Genomic DNA, 15,944 nt, shown 5'->3' with positions numbered 1-15,944 from the left:
CGAATTTACCTAGACGCACTTCTTTTTGGAACGGAATCAAGACCATCAAGCACATGCCTTGGCTGACAGAAGCGATGGATTTGATTTCATGAGAGAACGCATCTTGATGAGATACATCCGCTCTTTTCCATTTGTAACATCCGTTTTGGAAGATACCGTTTACAACAACAAAGACGTCGGAAGAAGAATCAAAGCCGCCAGGCACATACACCCCGCTGATTCCGATTTGAACTTCTTTTTCTACCGGCGCTGATTGCTCAGCAAACGCGTTGAAACTGAAAGAGACCATTGCTGCTAGTACGACGCTCATGATTTTCATAAACACTCCTTTGTGGTTGCTAGCTTGTTTACCTCATCCGTGATGATCTATCCAAGCTCAACTTAGGAATACCACCATATTGACCTATGAAGTATGTTGGGAGTCATAAACCCTGCGGCACCCATGAGATCCCATATATCCCCATTTACCCTCCCACCTCCTCTGGCGCAGCATCCCAAGAGATACAGCAACGCGCTATTCGCCGTCTTTTGACTCTACTGATTTCAGTTTTCTGCGATCCTCTGCTATGACTAAGCATAAATAGCCAAAGGAGATTCACAGATGAGCACCCGATCTATTCTAGTTGCCGACGAACTCGACAAAACAGACGAACAATCCAAAAAAAGATCGGCTATGGTGCAAAGACTGGGATCGGACCTTTCAGTTTTGCTGGAGTGCCCGACTGATTTGGTGTTTGTTCATCGCCTCAATGAAATTTTAGGAAAAAAGATCCTCAATGGGGACAATCGCAAAAAAATTATAGACTCAGATCGCCAAAAGTACGCCACTGTTCTTCGCAACTTCCAAAGACCTGGCGAGCTTTTCCTAAAATTGGGATGGCCTATCGAAGAAATCGTGAAGCTTGTGACCAAAGAGCATCGATTCGAAGGACTTGTTCTGGGAACTCGTTCCCTCCAAGGAGTCGAAAGATTTTTCCTTGGCAGCGTTGCTGAAGAAGTTGTTCGCAGCATCAAGCGCCCCACCTTCATTCTTGGCCCTGGGGCACAGAAGGAAGACTTTAATCTGAGCGAACACAAGAAAAGACACTTCCTGGTCGTCACAGATCTGACGAAGAAATGCCGAGCCGTAGAAACCTACGCCGTCAGCTTAGCGCAAAAAACAGGTGCCAGCGTGACTTTTTACTACTCCTTGGCTGAAACCCTTAGCACGGCTCAACAATTCGCCTACGCTTCAGGGGAAGCTCTTTCAACCTTTGATTCGATCTTTGAGGACATGAAAAATGAAGCGCTCACTTCCATGACCAAGAAAATCGACCGCCTGAAAAAGAAGGGGCTGGATTGCAAATTCCATATCGAGGCCGAAAAGTCTGACCTGATAGAGGCAGCTCTTTCTTACGCTTCTGACAACACTCAGCTCATCTTCATGGGCCACCAAAGCCATGGTTTTATTGCCAGCACTGTTTTGGGAAGCAATCTTCGCGGCATGATTGCCAAAGCGAAAGTTCCCGTTGTGGTGGTTCGCTCTTAGAATCTTTCTTCGCGGTAAGGTGTCACACCACGGAGGTGGTGTTGGCACCTTTAATTTTATTGCATTTCCGTTCCCGCCCCTTATTCTTAGATATGTTTAGGGGGACACATATGTTCAAGTTTTTAAGTATCGTCTTATCTTTTGGCCTTAGCTCAATGGCCCACGCTGAAGTAAAGCCTTACATGGATCAAATGCTCAAAGAAATTTTCACTTTGAAGCCTTACATCGTTTCGGATGTGGAATACCGCGATCCTAAGAATTTTCAAAAAATTGACGAATCCCTCAAGAACATGGTCGCCCTGAGTGAGAAGATCTCTCACGAAGGAAAGATTAAGAAATCTGGTTTTGCGATTTCCAGCAACGCCCTGAACCAACAGCTTAAAGAAGCGGAGTTGGTTTATCGCGTCGGCAACAAGGACTACTCCTTGTGGATGTTACGCTCCACTTTAAGTGTCTGTATGTCTTGCCACACTCAACTTCCCAGCTCTTCAACAAAATTTGAGTTCTTTAATAAAGAACATTTCTTGGCAAAGCCTTTCGATGAGGCGGAGTTCCTATTCATCGTTCGTAATTTTGATAAAGCGATGTCCTTCTACGATCAGGTTATTGATGGTTTCCCGGCAAACGGCGTCCCCCAGGAAAACGTGGAAAAATCAGTGGCTCGTAAAGTGTACTATTTTGTGCGGGTCAAACGAGACCTCCCCGGCTTGATTAAGTCTTTAGAGAAAAATCAAAAAAACAAACAGCTTCCCGAAATGGTGAAGAAACGAATCGCCGGCCTTAGATCTGCAGCAGAAAAGATGAAAAAAGAAACTTATCCTGAGTTCAATGAGTCCCAACAAGCAGACCTTAAGAAATACGCCGAGACGGAACTTAAAAATGAGCTTCAGGGGGATTTTGAATTTACTCCGCAAAAGGATATCGCTTACTTAAAAATTTCAAGCGTCCTTTACAAGTATCTGGATCAATACCCAGAAACACCATTGAAGCCTGAGATCTTATACTGGCTTTCTTTCTGCGAAAGACGCTATGAACAGAAGGCCTTCTACTCTTTACCAGAGCTTTACCTCAAACAATGTGTCCTTGAGCATCCCGGTTCAGCCATTGCCCCTTCTTGCTTAAAAGAATATCAAGATCTCGTGATGATGGCTTACACAGGCTCTTCAGGAACTCACCTCCCCAAAGACGTCGAGCGCGAACTAAAAAGCATGAAAGAAATGATCGAAAAAATGAAGAAATAGAGGGTACGCCGTACCTTTTTGCAGTGCGATCAGTCAAAAAAATAAAAAGAGCCGCTTTATGAGCGGCTCTTTTTATTTAGAAACAATAGCTGACACCTGCTCCTGCTAGTTGATGCAGAGGCGGAAGCCGGTTTCTTGAGTTTCTTTTTTCACCGGGAAGCAGATGTATTTTCGGCCGTCTCCGTCGGAAAAGCGTATTGGATTATGGAAGTCGATTGTTCCATCAGCAAAGGCCTCGGAAATGACCTCTGCTTTTCTATCCCAAGCGGCGCCCCCCGAATAGGGCTCATCACGAGGGTCTTTGATGATAAAGAGTTTCGCTTGATTTAACATCAACCAACGACTGAACTCATCTTTATGGCTCGTATAATTACGCAGGAAAAGTTCTTTCGTCTCCGCACTCAATGGCAATGGGATGTCGTTCAAATCTTTAAGAGCCTGCATATCTGCGGGCATCTCTGGAAATAGACTTTTCGTCGCCACCTGCAAGGTCCCTTGGGTTTCTAAGATATGGCGCAAATACAAGTCCGGGCGACCAAACATGGACTCTAAAGAGTAAATAAGAGCTTTCGGAGATCCTCCCGCCAAGTAGTTCTCAAAATGAATCTCGGCGCTCATGACATCTTCCGTCTTCGCCATAGGGAACTGAACCCACAACATTTCGTGAAAAAGAAGAGCCATCTTTCCGCGCTCACTCAGCTTGAAGAATGGATTTAAGAGAAACGTTTGTGTCTTGCTGGTGAAACCCGCAATCACTTTCTTTCCCTCTGATCGTTCTAAGTTTACAAAGTGATACTGATAGAGAAGGGCCTCAAGATCTTTTTGCGGAACATTCCGTTCATCCAGCGCGAAGTACTTTCGCGATCCAGAAGGAAAAAACGAAGTCCATAACTGCATCTTCACATCAATCGGAAGTTTCAAAGATAGAAGTTCTTGTTCAACCCCCAAGAAGGTCGCATCTTCTGTTGCTTTCCACAAACTCACTTCCGTCTTTGCTGTGCCGATAGTGACGTAGTTTTCGCCATCTTTAACAACCATGCCGCCATTACTTTCACGCCAAGCAAAAGCGGACACCTGCAAAGACATCGCGAAAAGTATGACTGTGATAACTCTGAACACCGACTAGCCCCCTCGTTGAGTAATGAGCACTTTGTTTTGTTGTTTTCCTTCGTTCCCCGCTGGCAATCAACAAAATCAACAAACTCACCCACAAATAGCACGAGGTGTTACATCGGTCCTATTATGGAATTGTCTCGTCGCTGGAATCCAACTGAGTCAATGGAAACAAAGAAATACTTGTCTGATACAGGCAGTTCTTTTCGGGAGTGTCTTCAAGAAAAGTCGCAAGACTTCGACGGAATGCCTTAATCATCTGACGAGCGGCCTCCAGTTTTTCAACATTCGTTGCCACCATAATAGAAGAATGATCGCGACTTTTCATGGAAACTTTTTTAAGAGCCTCTTGAGAAAGCTGAAGAACCTGATCCTGATTACTGACGTGAATGGCGCACTTCACATTCGTCGAAATAACGTCGGTCGATGCCCCATGGGAAAGATCTTCCCATGTTCCGTCATCATGGACCTTTAAAAGTCCCACGGTCTGCAAGTTATCGATAAAAACCTGAGCCAGCTCTTTAGAAATCTGAATTTTCTTCGCGACGTATTCGACTTTTGGAACAAAATCCGTGAGCTTCATAAGCTCCAGAACCCAATAGTGGCGGAAATCAGAAATAGAACCTAATTGCTCTAAAGAGACATGGATAGGCTCCTGGCCGCCAACTTCTTGGCGTTTTTGAAGCTGCGAAATCTTAGCGTGATCCAGATAGCGGCGCACAGCCGGCGTCGACAAGTTAAGCTTTGCCCCCATATCCTGTATCATTTCTGCGGATAAAGGTCGCTCTCTTCGAAGAATCTTTGAAAGCCGGGAGCTATCCACCCCCAACAACCGAGAAAAAGCTCGTAATGAGTATCTCTGGTTTTTTGCTTTCCTTCGTTCCAGCTCTGCAATCATGTAGTCAACAAAATCAATAGATTCACTCATAGGCGTACGAGATCTATTACAACAGTAGTATGTTTGCAATGAAATGGTGCTGACGTTTTAAACATTAGTTGCGTACACGCGCGTACCCACCCCTCCCCCTAGGTTGGTGTAAACTTAAATTTATTTTCAACAACGCTACACTAATATTAAATAATTTCAGCAGCTTGCTTTTAGGTCTAGTCAACTCAAGAAACTCAAGAGCATCATAGGTCTTTGAACCTAGACGCTCCCCACCCAATCGGGCACACGTCACTTCGATTTTTATCTGCTTCATAGTGAAGATGGGCCTGGTTCTTAAGGAGCTGCATTTCTGGATGGAGAGTGTTTTTGGGGAAATGATTTATCGAGGACTTTTACTTGTATTTGCATACGGCAGAGACAAACACGACGAACACGCTTGACGAGGCAGTTTCGCGGTGTTCGCAGCGAGACGAAAAAAACTCATCAGTACCAAATGATTTCAGCAGCTTGCTTTTTGTTGCCTCCCGCCTTAGGAGTTTTGAGGCGTTGAATGGTATGACCAAAGGTAGGATCCCTTTTTTTCTGAAAAACTCCGAATTCATTTTCATAAGTATCATTGGCGGATGAGGGGCCTGCGTTTTGAAACTCGGAGGGCATTGCTTGAAATCCTTGAAAGTTTAAATCCACCTCATGGCCTTCGGTCTGGTAAATAAGCATCGCCTCGGACGGAGGCGATGGCTTGGAGGTATGGGTACACCCCACAAGCAGGAAAGCTAGAAAGATGCCGCCCAAAAGACTCTGCAACACGATGCCCCTCCTCACGGACAAGAAAATGTTCCTGAGGCTGCTCCGGAACCTGATGACGAGCTTTCCTTTGTAGGCGCCACATATCCACTAGACGCCTGATAAAAAGTGTTGAAACTTTGGGGACCTTCGATCTGTTGGTAAGAAATGCCAAAAGCTCCATTATTACAGTACTTCTTAATAACAAGCATTTTAGGAATACTTGCAATAGATTTTGCCTCTGCAGAATTAGCGGAATTTGCAGACCATATCGGATTCATCGGATAGACTTCTACATTCAAAAGCTGACATCCCGTGGGGATCGTCGCGCAATAGGCCCCCGGAGGGCTTGCCGCAAACGCATCGCACTGCCCCCCCAAAGTTCCCAGCAATAAAGTTCCCGCTAGCGCAAACATTCTTTTTAGTGTCAGTTCTTTTTTAATCAATCTATCCTCGCAAAATTTCTAGTTATCTTTCTATGCAATCTCTATACAGCATCCCCATCAGGGACAACTAAAGGCACCGGGTACGTATGCTGCTCCTGCTTGATGAGTTCCTTTTGTGACCGTGCCCGTATTGTCACTAACTGTAGCAAACACTTGCGTCCCTTCTATCTGCATATGAGAAATCCCGAATGCACCATTATTACAGTATTTTTTTATCACTAACACCTTGGGAACACTCATTATAGATTCAATAGCTGCCCCCCAGCCACCCCCCCCGCCTCCGGCTGCTGCTGATGTTCCCGAAGAAGTCATCGGATAAACCTCCACATTCAAAAGCTGGCATCCCGTGGGAATCGTCGCACAGTAAGCGCCGGGGGGACTGGCTGCGAAAGAGGCAGATGTGAAGCCTGTGGCCACCAATAAAGAAACAAAAAATATCTTCGTTAATGTTCGTGGTCGTTGCATAGTCAAAATCCCCTCTAGAAAATCATCCTAATAATAATGAATACCCTCATCTGCCGCCGTCGAAGAAAGCACATGCCAGTTGGTGCCGTCTGAAATCAACACGGCGGAGGCGCCCAAGTCTTCCAGTATTAAATTGCTTTGATTATTAATCTTTTCTGATCCATCAGGCAGGATCGTCACAATGCCTCCCGCGACATTGCTTTTCATCGCGACAACAAAACCATTTCCCGCCGTCGCTGCCGCTGGCAAAGTAAAAGTGATGGTCCCCGAAGCCAAGAAGTAACGACCTCGATGAGACGTCGTCACCGTTAAGCTTGAGGCCTGGGTCGTAACTTGCCAGCCTCCTGTGGGAAGCTTCCACGTGGCATTACCGGCACTGTCTGAAGTCAAAACCTTGTCAGCACCTTGAGAACCATCGGCGATTTTCACCGTCCCTGTCACATCCAAAGTTGCAGAGGGACTGGTGTTGCCGACTCCGACCTTTCCGGCATTATAGTAAATATCACTTGAGGAGGCGGACCACTTCGATCCACCACGATTTACGGGCAACACTCCGGTTGTGATCGCGGCGACGTCCAAACTTCCAATATCTTGACAAGTGAACTGATCCGTCAACGACGACCAAGCCAACGTCTGCTTCGCAGAACAACTTCCGACTGTGAACGCGGACCCTGTTCCTGAACTATTCATTAAATCAGACAACTTCACAAAGCGAGGCAACCAGCCCGTGCCACTCTCATATTTCAAAAACTTGCCATTATCGCCCGCAACAGCCGAAGAAACATTGACGCCGTTGATTCTTGAAACCGTGGGATTAGGATAGGTCGCTGAAAGATCGCCTCCAGCACTCCCCGTTGGCGCGGATCCCGACGAAGAGATTGTAATTGAACCAGAACCGTTGGTAATGGAAACTCCCGTACCAGCAGTAAGCGTCGTCGCCACAGGAGCAGCTCCCGTAGAACCAATGAGGATCTGTCCATTTTGTAGAGTTTTACCGATCAACCCAGGAGCTGTTTCGTCGGCAACAATAACTTGATTCGCTGATATGGTGGCCGCCACCTGAGGGATTTTATTTGCGGAGAGCCCAACATCGACTGCGATTGTTTGACCAGAACTTGAGATCGTTCCTCCGGTAAGCCCTGTCCCCGCTGTGATGGAGCTAATGCCCCCGCCCGCGCTGGTCAATGACCGAAAACTCGTCCCGTCCCAAAATTTAACTTCTTTCGTATCTGATCGATAAATAACATTACCGGCGTCTCCCGGTCCCAAGCCGGAAGGGTCTGACGTCATCTTGGGTAAACTGGCTCCTGAAGCAACATCGTTTTTTAGATACTTAGTACTTGAGCCGCCAAGCAATGCAAGAAGCTCTGTAAAACTTGAAGAACTCAAAGGCGTCGCCACTCCATCACTGACACGCACGACGTTTTCACTGGCAACTCCCGCCACTTTTTGTGCTTCGATCGCAAAAGGAACCGCTGTGATATCCATGGCCGGTAAACTTTGTGCCCCCGTACCGTCATTAAAACTAACCTTTAGCTTGAGAATGTCTGAAGACAGCTTGGTGTATCCCGCAGGGCAACTGCTATTGGGTGCAATCACCACGCCGTCAGAGAAAATATCTTTAAACTCTTTAGTGCCCGCATCGGATCTGGTCCCCGCGCCAATGGCAAATGAGAACGAACCATCACCACTGCTCATGGAAGAGCTGAATGGTTCCGCCCACAGAATACAGTTTCCGCTGGGATTGGTGATGGAGATAGTAAAGCTTGTCGCTGTTTTGACAGGACTGCCATCGGACTTCAAGATGCGACCTTGATAGGTCAAAATAGAACCCGCGTATCCGATCGAACTAAAAAGAAAAATAAGAAAACCTACGACGTTCTTCACTTTTCTTCTCCTGCCAAAGATCCCTGCAAAGAGTGATAGACTTTGTAGTTATTCGAACTGACCGACTCTATCTGATTCACCATGTTTCCCAAAGAGGCGTGAACTTTATAGTTTCTGGTTGTGATGGCATTGATTTGACTGCCTGAGGTCAGTTCCTGATTGATCGATTTTTGCTTCTCAAGATCCGATTTCAAACTGTTATTGATTAGTTGAGCATCCAAGGAGCAAGCCGATAACAAGATAAAGAACAAAGCCATCAGCCATTGTCTCAAGTCAAGATTCGGGAGGATCTTTAGGACGTTCGAAGAAATCTTCATACCTTTCTTATCGAACGAATCTAACGCCTGCTAAAGAACGGTCAAATGTAAGTGCGACAACGATGTACGCACTGCTATTCAAGTATATATGCTATTAAAATTCCAAGACCAAAAAGCAAAGCATAAAAAGCCCAAGACTTCCGACTAGTCGTTGAATTGGACACCGACACCATGGAGCTGCGAGCAGGAGGAACAGACTTGGGCGTCCCCAAGCCTTTCTTTTTTGTCTCGGGGTTCTCCGTCGTTTTCAAAACGGTCACTCCATCAAAGTTCATTTTCTTCATTTCACCTATCCCCATACTCGTCGCCCCGTCATGCTGTCTTTAGAGCTTTTGCTTACTGACCTTTTTAAGTTTAAAGTCCCCTGATCCTGAGGGATGCGCGACTTCGCGAGTTTGCGCCAAAATCCCATTCACATCGAAGTATCCTCCCATATCGGGGGTGTCGTCATAGATGGCAATCACGGAACCCGGCTTATACACGGCCGTGGTGTCCGCCGATTTCACAGTGTCATTGATGGTGTAGGTTCTTCCGGTGTCCTTTGCCATGGCGTTGGCGATTTGTTGAAACACCTTCTTCCATCCCGCAAAGGTAGAAGCATAAGGTTGAGCGATATTACTTGCCGAAATCAGATACACTTGAACCTGAACATTCTTTCCATCGTCGCTTTCAGGTGATAACAAAACCAGTCCATTATCAATCCCCCACTGTCCTGAAAACTGTGGGGTCTTCTTCATTTCTTCCGTTACGAAAGAATCATAAGTTGCGGCCGCATAATTCCCTCCCACCCAGAAGTTTTGCTTCCAGTATTTTCCAAGATACACAGTCAGAGGTCTTACCATGATATCGTAATTAGGAGAGCACGAAGCGACGTATTTTGTGCTGACCGTGAGAGGACGCCCGTACATATCCTTCCCCTGGCCCGTTTTAGTACAACTCACACTCTCTGTTTTCTTCGTCCACTTTTGCCAATCGCAATTTTCGCAGGTCCCCGTTCCGCACCAGGTTTTAAAAGTGGGGAAATTTCTAGCAAGAACAGGGCTTGAACAATAACTTCCGTTTCCGTTTTCGTCAGAATAGTCCGTATTGGTTCCCCCTAGTTGCGCGCACTGGAGAGGCGTCAAATTATAACCTCCCAGAGCAAAAATACCCCCCGCTTGACTTAAGGGCGATCCTCCAGCGGACGTCACCGAGCACGAGATGCCATAAGCCGTTGAAATACGAAACAGAGTCTTTGTCTTGGAGGATTCTTTGAAGTCATATTGAACTTCATAGAAATCTTTTAAGGTAAAGTTCGTCGTGTAGGCGCCGATCGTAACTTGATCGCTTTCAAACTTAAATTCCTTAGTCGCCTTTTCCGTCAGAATCTTAAAATAACTTCCACTCGCAATAGACTGACAGTTTGAAATGATCGGTGCGTTGGCATCCTTCACACAAGTCCCCTCTAGGGCCTGGGGCCTGATTTGCCAATAAGTGATGAACAACAAAATTATCACTGGTATATATTTAACGTAGTTCATAATTCCCCCCTCAAATCCTATTGAAAGCTCAAACTAAGACGTTCCGTCCGTTTCTTTTCCAAGGACTCCACCTGATTCGCCAACTCAAAAACGATAAAAATATTTATATGCTCAATCGCCATAATCCAGAACGGACGACCTTGGGTCCACACGATCACTTCGGGAATGAACGAAAGCACCATGACCAACCAAATAAGCAACCCTGAGGACTTAAATCTCAAATATGACGGAGCAACGAAATAAAGTAGATAACTGATAAACGCAAAAAAGAAGAACGCATAGGGGATCCAGGAAATACTTTCGAGATTGCTGACAAAAGGATAGTGAATCATGGCGTGCATTAAGTCTTTTTGCTCTTCAAACTCTACCAGCCCCTTGCCGATAAACCAGAAAACCATCGAAAAACGAAGAATAAAAGAAGGACTTCCCCAGGCCCCCCGCAGGCGGCTTGACAACTGCGGATACAACATCAAAAGCAACGCAAAGGTGCCTCCGACGTTCAAGGTCCGTTTTAACATTTCGCCGATGGCTTTTGCCGCCAGTACGGGATCTGGCGCCCAATAGACAATCACGCGCAAAACCGCCGTCATGGTCGTCCAAAACAACGCCCAAAAGATGATGTAACGCGAAGTCTTGGGAAACCAAATCGCGGCGGCCACAATCAAATCCAACACGAAGATCGACTTCAAAATCCATCCCACCGTGCTGGCGGCCAGGGCTGGAAACAGCACCACAAACCACATGCGCCACTCTGAAGCAAAGTTATTGCTTGCCAAGTAAGCCAATGTTCCATGCGACGCAAACAAAGCAGAAAGAGCCATCTTCAACCAAAAAGTAAATTTACTATTTGATAACATAGTCCACCACCGGGTCATAGTGACGATCCACGATCATCACCAATTTGTTATTATTCGCACTTACAAACTCATTTATTTTCTTTTCTGAAAGCTCTACGGTTCGATTTTCCAACTTACTAAAATCTTCCAAACGATAGAGCGCGATTTTTTCTGAATGTTTTGCCGCAAACTCCTTCACCGAAAGGCGATTCAGGCCTTGAGTGACATTTTCAAGTAATTGCACCCCCGGCACCTTGAGGCGTTCCTGCACAATGGACCGTCGATCTATAAAAATGTATTCTCGTTCAATGGCCACCCCCAGCCAGTTCTGCATAGAGCGAAACATCTGTCTGTTGGACTCGTTAATCAAAACCGACCATGCGCCCTCAAAAGACTTCTGTAATTCTTCTGAGATGGGTTCACCACGAGCAACTTTTTCTTTATAGATCCCGATGACATCCGTCTTTTCGTCTTTAGGCAAAGTCACCTCGGGCTCAGGAGCCGTGGGGGCTGCAACATTCTGATGTTTTACAAGCTCCTTGGGCCTTAAAAGAAAAATACCCGCAAAGATCGCGATGAAAATAACAACAAAGCTGATGATCTTCTTCGATCTCACGTCCACGCAATGTCCCCCTTATTTCTTAGCCTCTGCAGGCTTTGGATTACATAAATACTTATCAATAACCAGGTTGCCGCCCTTATCAATTCCCAGATCGCCTTCATGCCCTTTGGGCAAACCCGACAAACTTCCCGGCGCAAATGTATAAGAATCTGTTGCGGGCGTATAGGTCACAGTTCCGAGGACCTTCACAGGGTCCAGACGTGCCCAGCATTCGTCAGAAACGTCCTTGCAACTGCTGACATCCAACTCTACGGTTGTACTGCCCGAACCACCTCCCGGAGCCGTTTCTAAGATAACGTTATTCTGGGTGAGCGAACAGGATCCTGGAAAATGTTGAGTCTTTGCTGGATCCACGACGCCATTGACTTCGGTTTCCACTTTCCAATTAAGATTCATGTCGACTTCCACGTTCAAAGAAAATTTTTCTGGTGGCAGATCTTCACAGCTTGAACCATTTAAATACTGACCACGTGGACAAACACATGAGCGGGCCGAGGTATCAAATATTTGCCCGTTATAAGGACAACAACAACTGCCTCCGCCACAGGCTTGGGTGCCATAACTGCAATAGCAAGTATTGGAAGCATCATCCCGAACCTGCGGGGGTGAACAAGAAACACAATATCCCGTACAGTTGAAAGTCTGAGTAAGGCTGGCAGGACACGCCACCCCACCGTTCTTGGCTTCCTTCAGAATTTTAAAAGTGTACGTGATCGTTCCACCTTTATTACAACCAGTCGCATTGCAGCCAGAGTTTGAATAACTCACTTCGCAATCCTGAGGTTCCAAGGCCGGATCGGGAACCTCGGAGGGGTTCACCGTAAAAACTGAATAGGGATCACGTCGTTTTGCACAACTGACCTTCAATGGTGCTTTGGCATCTGCCGGGTCCCACTGAAATTGATCAAAATATTCATCCTTCGCGCAGGAAATAGTCCCCGGCAAAGGTGCACAAGTTGGTGATAAGGTTTTTGCATCCAGTCTTTGGATATAACGCTTATCCGTCGCCGCACACTGAGGAAGAGCTTCACAGACAATCGTGTAGTTCTTTGTATCTATACTTTTCAAGATCGGTTTATCTGGCGGGCAACGCAGACCTGACGCCAATACGACCGTCTTCGGAACGTCCATCTCAAAAGCGATCGGAGCCACTCGGGACTCGTCCCCTTCACTTTTCTTTTTGATCGTCGTCGAAACATGGAAGTAGGCCGGATCTTTTTGCGTTACTTTGGGGGGATTGGGATCAAAAGTGACTCCCGCATTTTCAAAAAAAGAAAGACGTGTTGTGTCGATCTCACAAGTGGCCGTCTCGCTCGAGTTACTGGTGCACTTATAAGCCAAGGGACTATTCAAAATCGACTTCAGTTGCGTCGCCGCCAAATTTAACTTCGTGGCATTACGTGTATTGAGAAAGCCTTTGGCAATATTCTTTTCAATGACCATCATTCCTGTCACGGCCACCGAGACCGTCACAACAATAATCATCGCAGAAATGAGGGCGCTTCCTCGTCTATTTTGCAGTAACACTTTCACTCCCTACAAGTTCGCACTGACCGTCCATTTCAATAAGCACCGAGATCGATGGAGGCGTCAAAAGGCGTGGATTGTTATTGCATGTCTGGGTTTTTTTGACGGCGACACACGACGCTTCCTGAGGTGTTGCCCCGACCCCGGCCTGAATAGTGAAAGCGTTGACGTCGGCGCTACAAGAACACTGACCCGTGCCGTTAAATGAACAATCCACGGAGCCACTCTTCACCGGCTTCCCGGTCCCTTTGCAGGTGATGTTGGTGGCTTTATACCCCACGGGGCAAACTGTCGCAGATACTTTTCCCGTTCCGATCACTTTATTTTTCCAAGGCATGGAGGACTTCGCGATATAAACACAAGTACCCGCTTTAGCCTGCCCAGGGTCCAACGACGACGGATCCACAGAATTTAAAACATAGTTATCTGGACAAGAGATCGTCTGGAGATCCTCGCACTCCAGACCAATGCTTCCTCCTCCATCACTATTGTTGCCGATGTATCGAACTCGTTTGGCGATCTGGTGGGGTTTACACTTTAGCTCCGTAGACAAACGAAGACAGAAAATCTCCCGAGCTTCCAGGTCAAAACCGTTCATCATAAGTTCATTGCCTACACACTCGGTTTTGGCTTCTTTCGTCATCAGATGCAAAGGAACTGCCGTGTAGAAATCCTTCAGCGCAAAACCTTTGTATTGGGCATCGTTCTTTTCAACACTGGCCCCTAAAGGCTTTAATTCCATGTCCTTGTCCTGATGAAGGGCCGACACCCGATAGGCCGCCACACAGGAGCCTGAACATTTAATCTCTAACTCTGTTTTAATAAAACATTTGCTGGCATCATAAGCGGGGCATCGGTTGCCATCGACATCAAAGAAAGACGCCTGTCCATTTTCGGCAATGATCACTCCCTCGGACTTAACAACAAACCCCACTGGCACCACGCCGGCTTGCATTTGGGAGACCGCCGATTTCGAAAAGTTACTTTCATCCGCAAGGCCGGCGACCATACGAATCTCAAGATCCAACATTTGCGCTTTCACCCGCGCATCCTTCAATGCTCCAAAAGAGGAGGTCGCCAAATAAGTGACAAACGACGTCAACGAGATGGCGATGATAAAGGTCGCAGCAAGCCCTTCAACGATAGCAAAACCTTTCTTGTTTTTTATTTGAGAGGTAAACATTTCTTTTGCCCCTCCCCTAGCCCCAATTCAGAAAAGCCACCAACACAGGTTTCTTTCGCGGTTTGAAAACACATGTCACTTTCAAGTCCCACGCCCATCGTTATCAAAGCACTTTTGCTTTGATCACAGCCCAAAACGTAGGACCCTAAAGACTTGCACACCGTCGCGGATTTATCGAAGTCAATACCACTGTACTGATTTGAAGTCGTAATACAGTTACTGAGCGGTTTCATTTTTACACTGTTATTGGTTTGATTATATAAGCTAGAGAAATACTTAGGGTTGTTGATGCCTGAATCATTTTGAAGAGGGACAATCTTACCCTGGATGTAGATCGTCGGACAATAATTCAATTTTTCTTCAGAGCACTTGAGCGAGTACGTCACATCAACACGATAATCGCACTTCTTAGAGGTGCAATCACAGCTTTCTCCGTTAATCCGAAAACAGCTAAGGCTTTTATCGTCCTTAAGCTGAACCGCCTGAGGGGCTTCGAACCCACTGCAATAGTCTTTCTTTTTTCCGAAGTACTCGCCGTCCAAACACTTTTGCAAAATCTGGCTGGTTCCTAAAATTTTTGTTCTAACAAATTTTTGGCTGCGAATTTGATGTTGAAGATCCAACTGGTGACTGAGCACGGCGGCTTTGGCTGAAAAAGATTTTTCCTGGCGTTTAATCAATAGCAGCGTATCAGCGCTGACCAATATAGCCACGCTGCTGATTCCGATTCCGATGAGCAGTTCCGCAATAGAAACGCCCGCTGAATTTAGCCACCCCGATCTTTTTCGCATACAGACTGGATTCCCCTCGAAAGCCCTTCCTTGGGTTTCCAGTGAATTTTATGTTGTTTACCTTCTTTTAGATACGTCTATTGAAAACAACTGCGTACGAGTTCGTCGCACGCCGAGTTTAATGAACACCTTTGGTTTGCTCTTGAGTTTTCACCTCTTGAGACTGATCTGCCTTTCCTTCACCCAGACTGCTCAGAAGTTTTTCACAGGAAGCGTCCTTCGACATTGGTCCGACAAGAGCAAAGTAAGCGGCCTTTTCTTCAGAGAGTTGCTTTTGAAGACCGTCATAAGACTCTTCTTTGGGAGCTTCGCTGCTGAGATTGCTTTGGGCCTGAGCCTTAGAACGAGCTTTCAAGAGCTTTTCTTGTCGTTGCGCCTGGGCCAAATCTCTTTGACGTTTTTGAATGGCTTTTCTTACATCGTTAGAACGAAAGCATTTACGATTTTCCACTGCGTTTTCTGCAATGACTTTATCCAAGGCGGTCTGCTTGGTCTTGATGTCCGCGATTTCTTGTTTGACGTTTTTTAGATTCTCTTCAATTTCTTTTTTCTTTTTTTCTTCGGCAAGTTTTTCTTCTTCAGCCTTTTTGTCTTCGGCTTTTAACTTGTCGCACTTGGCACTGTTGGGAAAGTTGGCGCAGAACATTTCTAATGGCGTCAGTTCTTGTTTAGCTTCAACGCCCTCTTTTTCTTCATTTGATTTTACAATGGCGTAACCACTGCCCAGCAACGCCACCAACAATAGGCTTAATAGAAGACCCTTGTTCTCCAACATACTCATTCCCCCTCGTTAGAA

General features: G+C 46.2%; 18 protein-coding genes. 2 read left to right on the top strand and 16 right to left on the bottom strand.

Going from position 1 to position 15,944, the window contains the following annotated elements; all coding sequences use genetic code 11:
• On the bottom strand, positions 1–319 hold a 319-nt coding region (locus ACM64D_RS12820), incomplete at its 3' end, for a hypothetical protein (RefSeq protein ID WP_415063618.1).
• Positions 320–601: 282 nt separating this feature from the next.
• On the opposite strand from ACM64D_RS12820, the gene ACM64D_RS12815 reads away from it, so the two are divergent.
• Both ACM64D_RS12815 and ACM64D_RS12810 read left to right on the top strand, forming a co-directional pair.
• On the top strand, positions 602–1,528 hold the full coding sequence (locus tag ACM64D_RS12815) for a universal stress protein (RefSeq protein WP_415063617.1): 927 nt from the start codon (positions 602–604) through the stop codon (positions 1,526–1,528).
• A 110-nt stretch (positions 1,529–1,638) separates the two neighbouring features.
• Positions 1,639–2,769, top strand: coding sequence for a hypothetical protein (locus ACM64D_RS12810; protein WP_415063616.1), 1,131 nt, complete (start codon positions 1,639–1,641; stop codon positions 2,767–2,769).
• A 105-nt stretch (positions 2,770–2,874) separates the two neighbouring features.
• Here the strand turns inward: ACM64D_RS12810 and ACM64D_RS12805 are convergent, their stop codons facing one another.
• The 15 genes from ACM64D_RS12805 to ACM64D_RS12735 form a co-directional block, all read right to left on the bottom strand.
• Positions 2,875–3,888, bottom strand: a complete 1,014-nt coding sequence (locus tag ACM64D_RS12805; protein WP_415063615.1) for a hypothetical protein — start codon at positions 3,886–3,888, stop codon at positions 2,875–2,877.
• Positions 3,889–4,009: 121 nt separating this feature from the next.
• Positions 4,010–4,810, bottom strand: a complete 801-nt coding sequence (locus ACM64D_RS12800; RefSeq protein ID WP_415063614.1) for a TIGR02147 family protein — start codon at positions 4,808–4,810, stop codon at positions 4,010–4,012.
• Positions 4,811–5,254: 444 nt separating this feature from the next.
• On the bottom strand, positions 5,255–5,578 hold the full coding sequence (locus tag ACM64D_RS12795) for a hypothetical protein (RefSeq protein WP_415063613.1): 324 nt from the start codon (positions 5,576–5,578) through the stop codon (positions 5,255–5,257).
• Positions 5,579–5,589: 11 nt separating this feature from the next.
• Positions 5,590–5,970, bottom strand: a complete 381-nt coding sequence (locus ACM64D_RS12790) for a hypothetical protein (RefSeq protein ID WP_415063612.1) — start codon at positions 5,968–5,970, stop codon at positions 5,590–5,592.
• Between the two features lie 87 nt (positions 5,971–6,057).
• The gene (locus tag ACM64D_RS12785) at positions 6,058–6,465 is read right to left on the bottom strand and encodes a hypothetical protein (protein ID WP_415063611.1); all 408 of its coding nucleotides are present in this window, start codon (positions 6,463–6,465) and stop codon (positions 6,058–6,060) included.
• A 27-nt stretch (positions 6,466–6,492) separates the two neighbouring features.
• Positions 6,493–8,352, bottom strand: a complete 1,860-nt coding sequence (locus ACM64D_RS12780; RefSeq protein WP_415063610.1) for a hypothetical protein — start codon at positions 8,350–8,352, stop codon at positions 6,493–6,495.
• Entirely contained in the window at positions 8,349–8,669 is a 321-nt protein-coding gene (locus tag ACM64D_RS12775; protein WP_415063609.1) for a hypothetical protein, read from the bottom strand. Before ACM64D_RS12775 ends, ACM64D_RS12780 begins: the two co-directional genes overlap by 4 nt.
• Before the next feature lie 74 nt (positions 8,670–8,743).
• Positions 8,744–8,953, bottom strand: coding sequence for a hypothetical protein (locus ACM64D_RS12770; RefSeq protein WP_415063608.1), 210 nt, complete (start codon positions 8,951–8,953; stop codon positions 8,744–8,746).
• 39 nt (positions 8,954–8,992) lie between these two features.
• Positions 8,993–10,189, bottom strand: coding sequence for a hypothetical protein (locus ACM64D_RS12765; protein WP_415063607.1), 1,197 nt, complete (start codon positions 10,187–10,189; stop codon positions 8,993–8,995).
• A gap of 17 nt (positions 10,190–10,206) precedes the next feature.
• Positions 10,207–11,046: a hypothetical protein gene (locus tag ACM64D_RS12760; RefSeq protein ID WP_415063606.1), complete on the bottom strand. Its 840-nt coding sequence runs from the start codon at positions 11,044–11,046 to the stop codon at positions 10,207–10,209.
• Positions 11,033–11,647, bottom strand: coding sequence for a hypothetical protein (locus ACM64D_RS12755; RefSeq protein ID WP_415063605.1), 615 nt, complete (start codon positions 11,645–11,647; stop codon positions 11,033–11,035). The genes ACM64D_RS12760 and ACM64D_RS12755 overlap by 14 nt, the downstream gene beginning before the upstream one ends.
• A gap of 12 nt (positions 11,648–11,659) precedes the next feature.
• A complete protein-coding gene (locus ACM64D_RS12750; RefSeq protein ID WP_415063604.1) occupies positions 11,660–13,174 on the bottom strand; it encodes a hypothetical protein in 1,515 nt (504 codons plus the stop codon).
• A complete protein-coding gene (locus ACM64D_RS12745; protein ID WP_415063603.1) occupies positions 13,158–14,357 on the bottom strand; it encodes a hypothetical protein in 1,200 nt (399 codons plus the stop codon). Before ACM64D_RS12745 ends, ACM64D_RS12750 begins: the two co-directional genes overlap by 17 nt.
• Positions 14,339–15,148, bottom strand: coding sequence for a hypothetical protein (locus tag ACM64D_RS12740; RefSeq protein ID WP_415063602.1), 810 nt, complete (start codon positions 15,146–15,148; stop codon positions 14,339–14,341). The genes ACM64D_RS12745 and ACM64D_RS12740 overlap by 19 nt, the downstream gene beginning before the upstream one ends.
• 118 nt (positions 15,149–15,266) lie before the next feature.
• Positions 15,267–15,923: a hypothetical protein gene (locus ACM64D_RS12735; protein ID WP_415063601.1), complete on the bottom strand. Its 657-nt coding sequence runs from the start codon at positions 15,921–15,923 to the stop codon at positions 15,267–15,269.
• Positions 15,924–15,944: the final 21 nt, after the last annotated feature.

The organism is Bdellovibrio sp. (assembly GCF_047637665.1).
GTDB lineage: Bacteria > Bdellovibrionota > Bdellovibrionia > Bdellovibrionales > Bdellovibrionaceae > Bdellovibrio.
The sequence above is the reverse complement of the archived record's forward strand: the minus strand, read 5'-3'. Positions and strand labels throughout refer to the sequence as shown.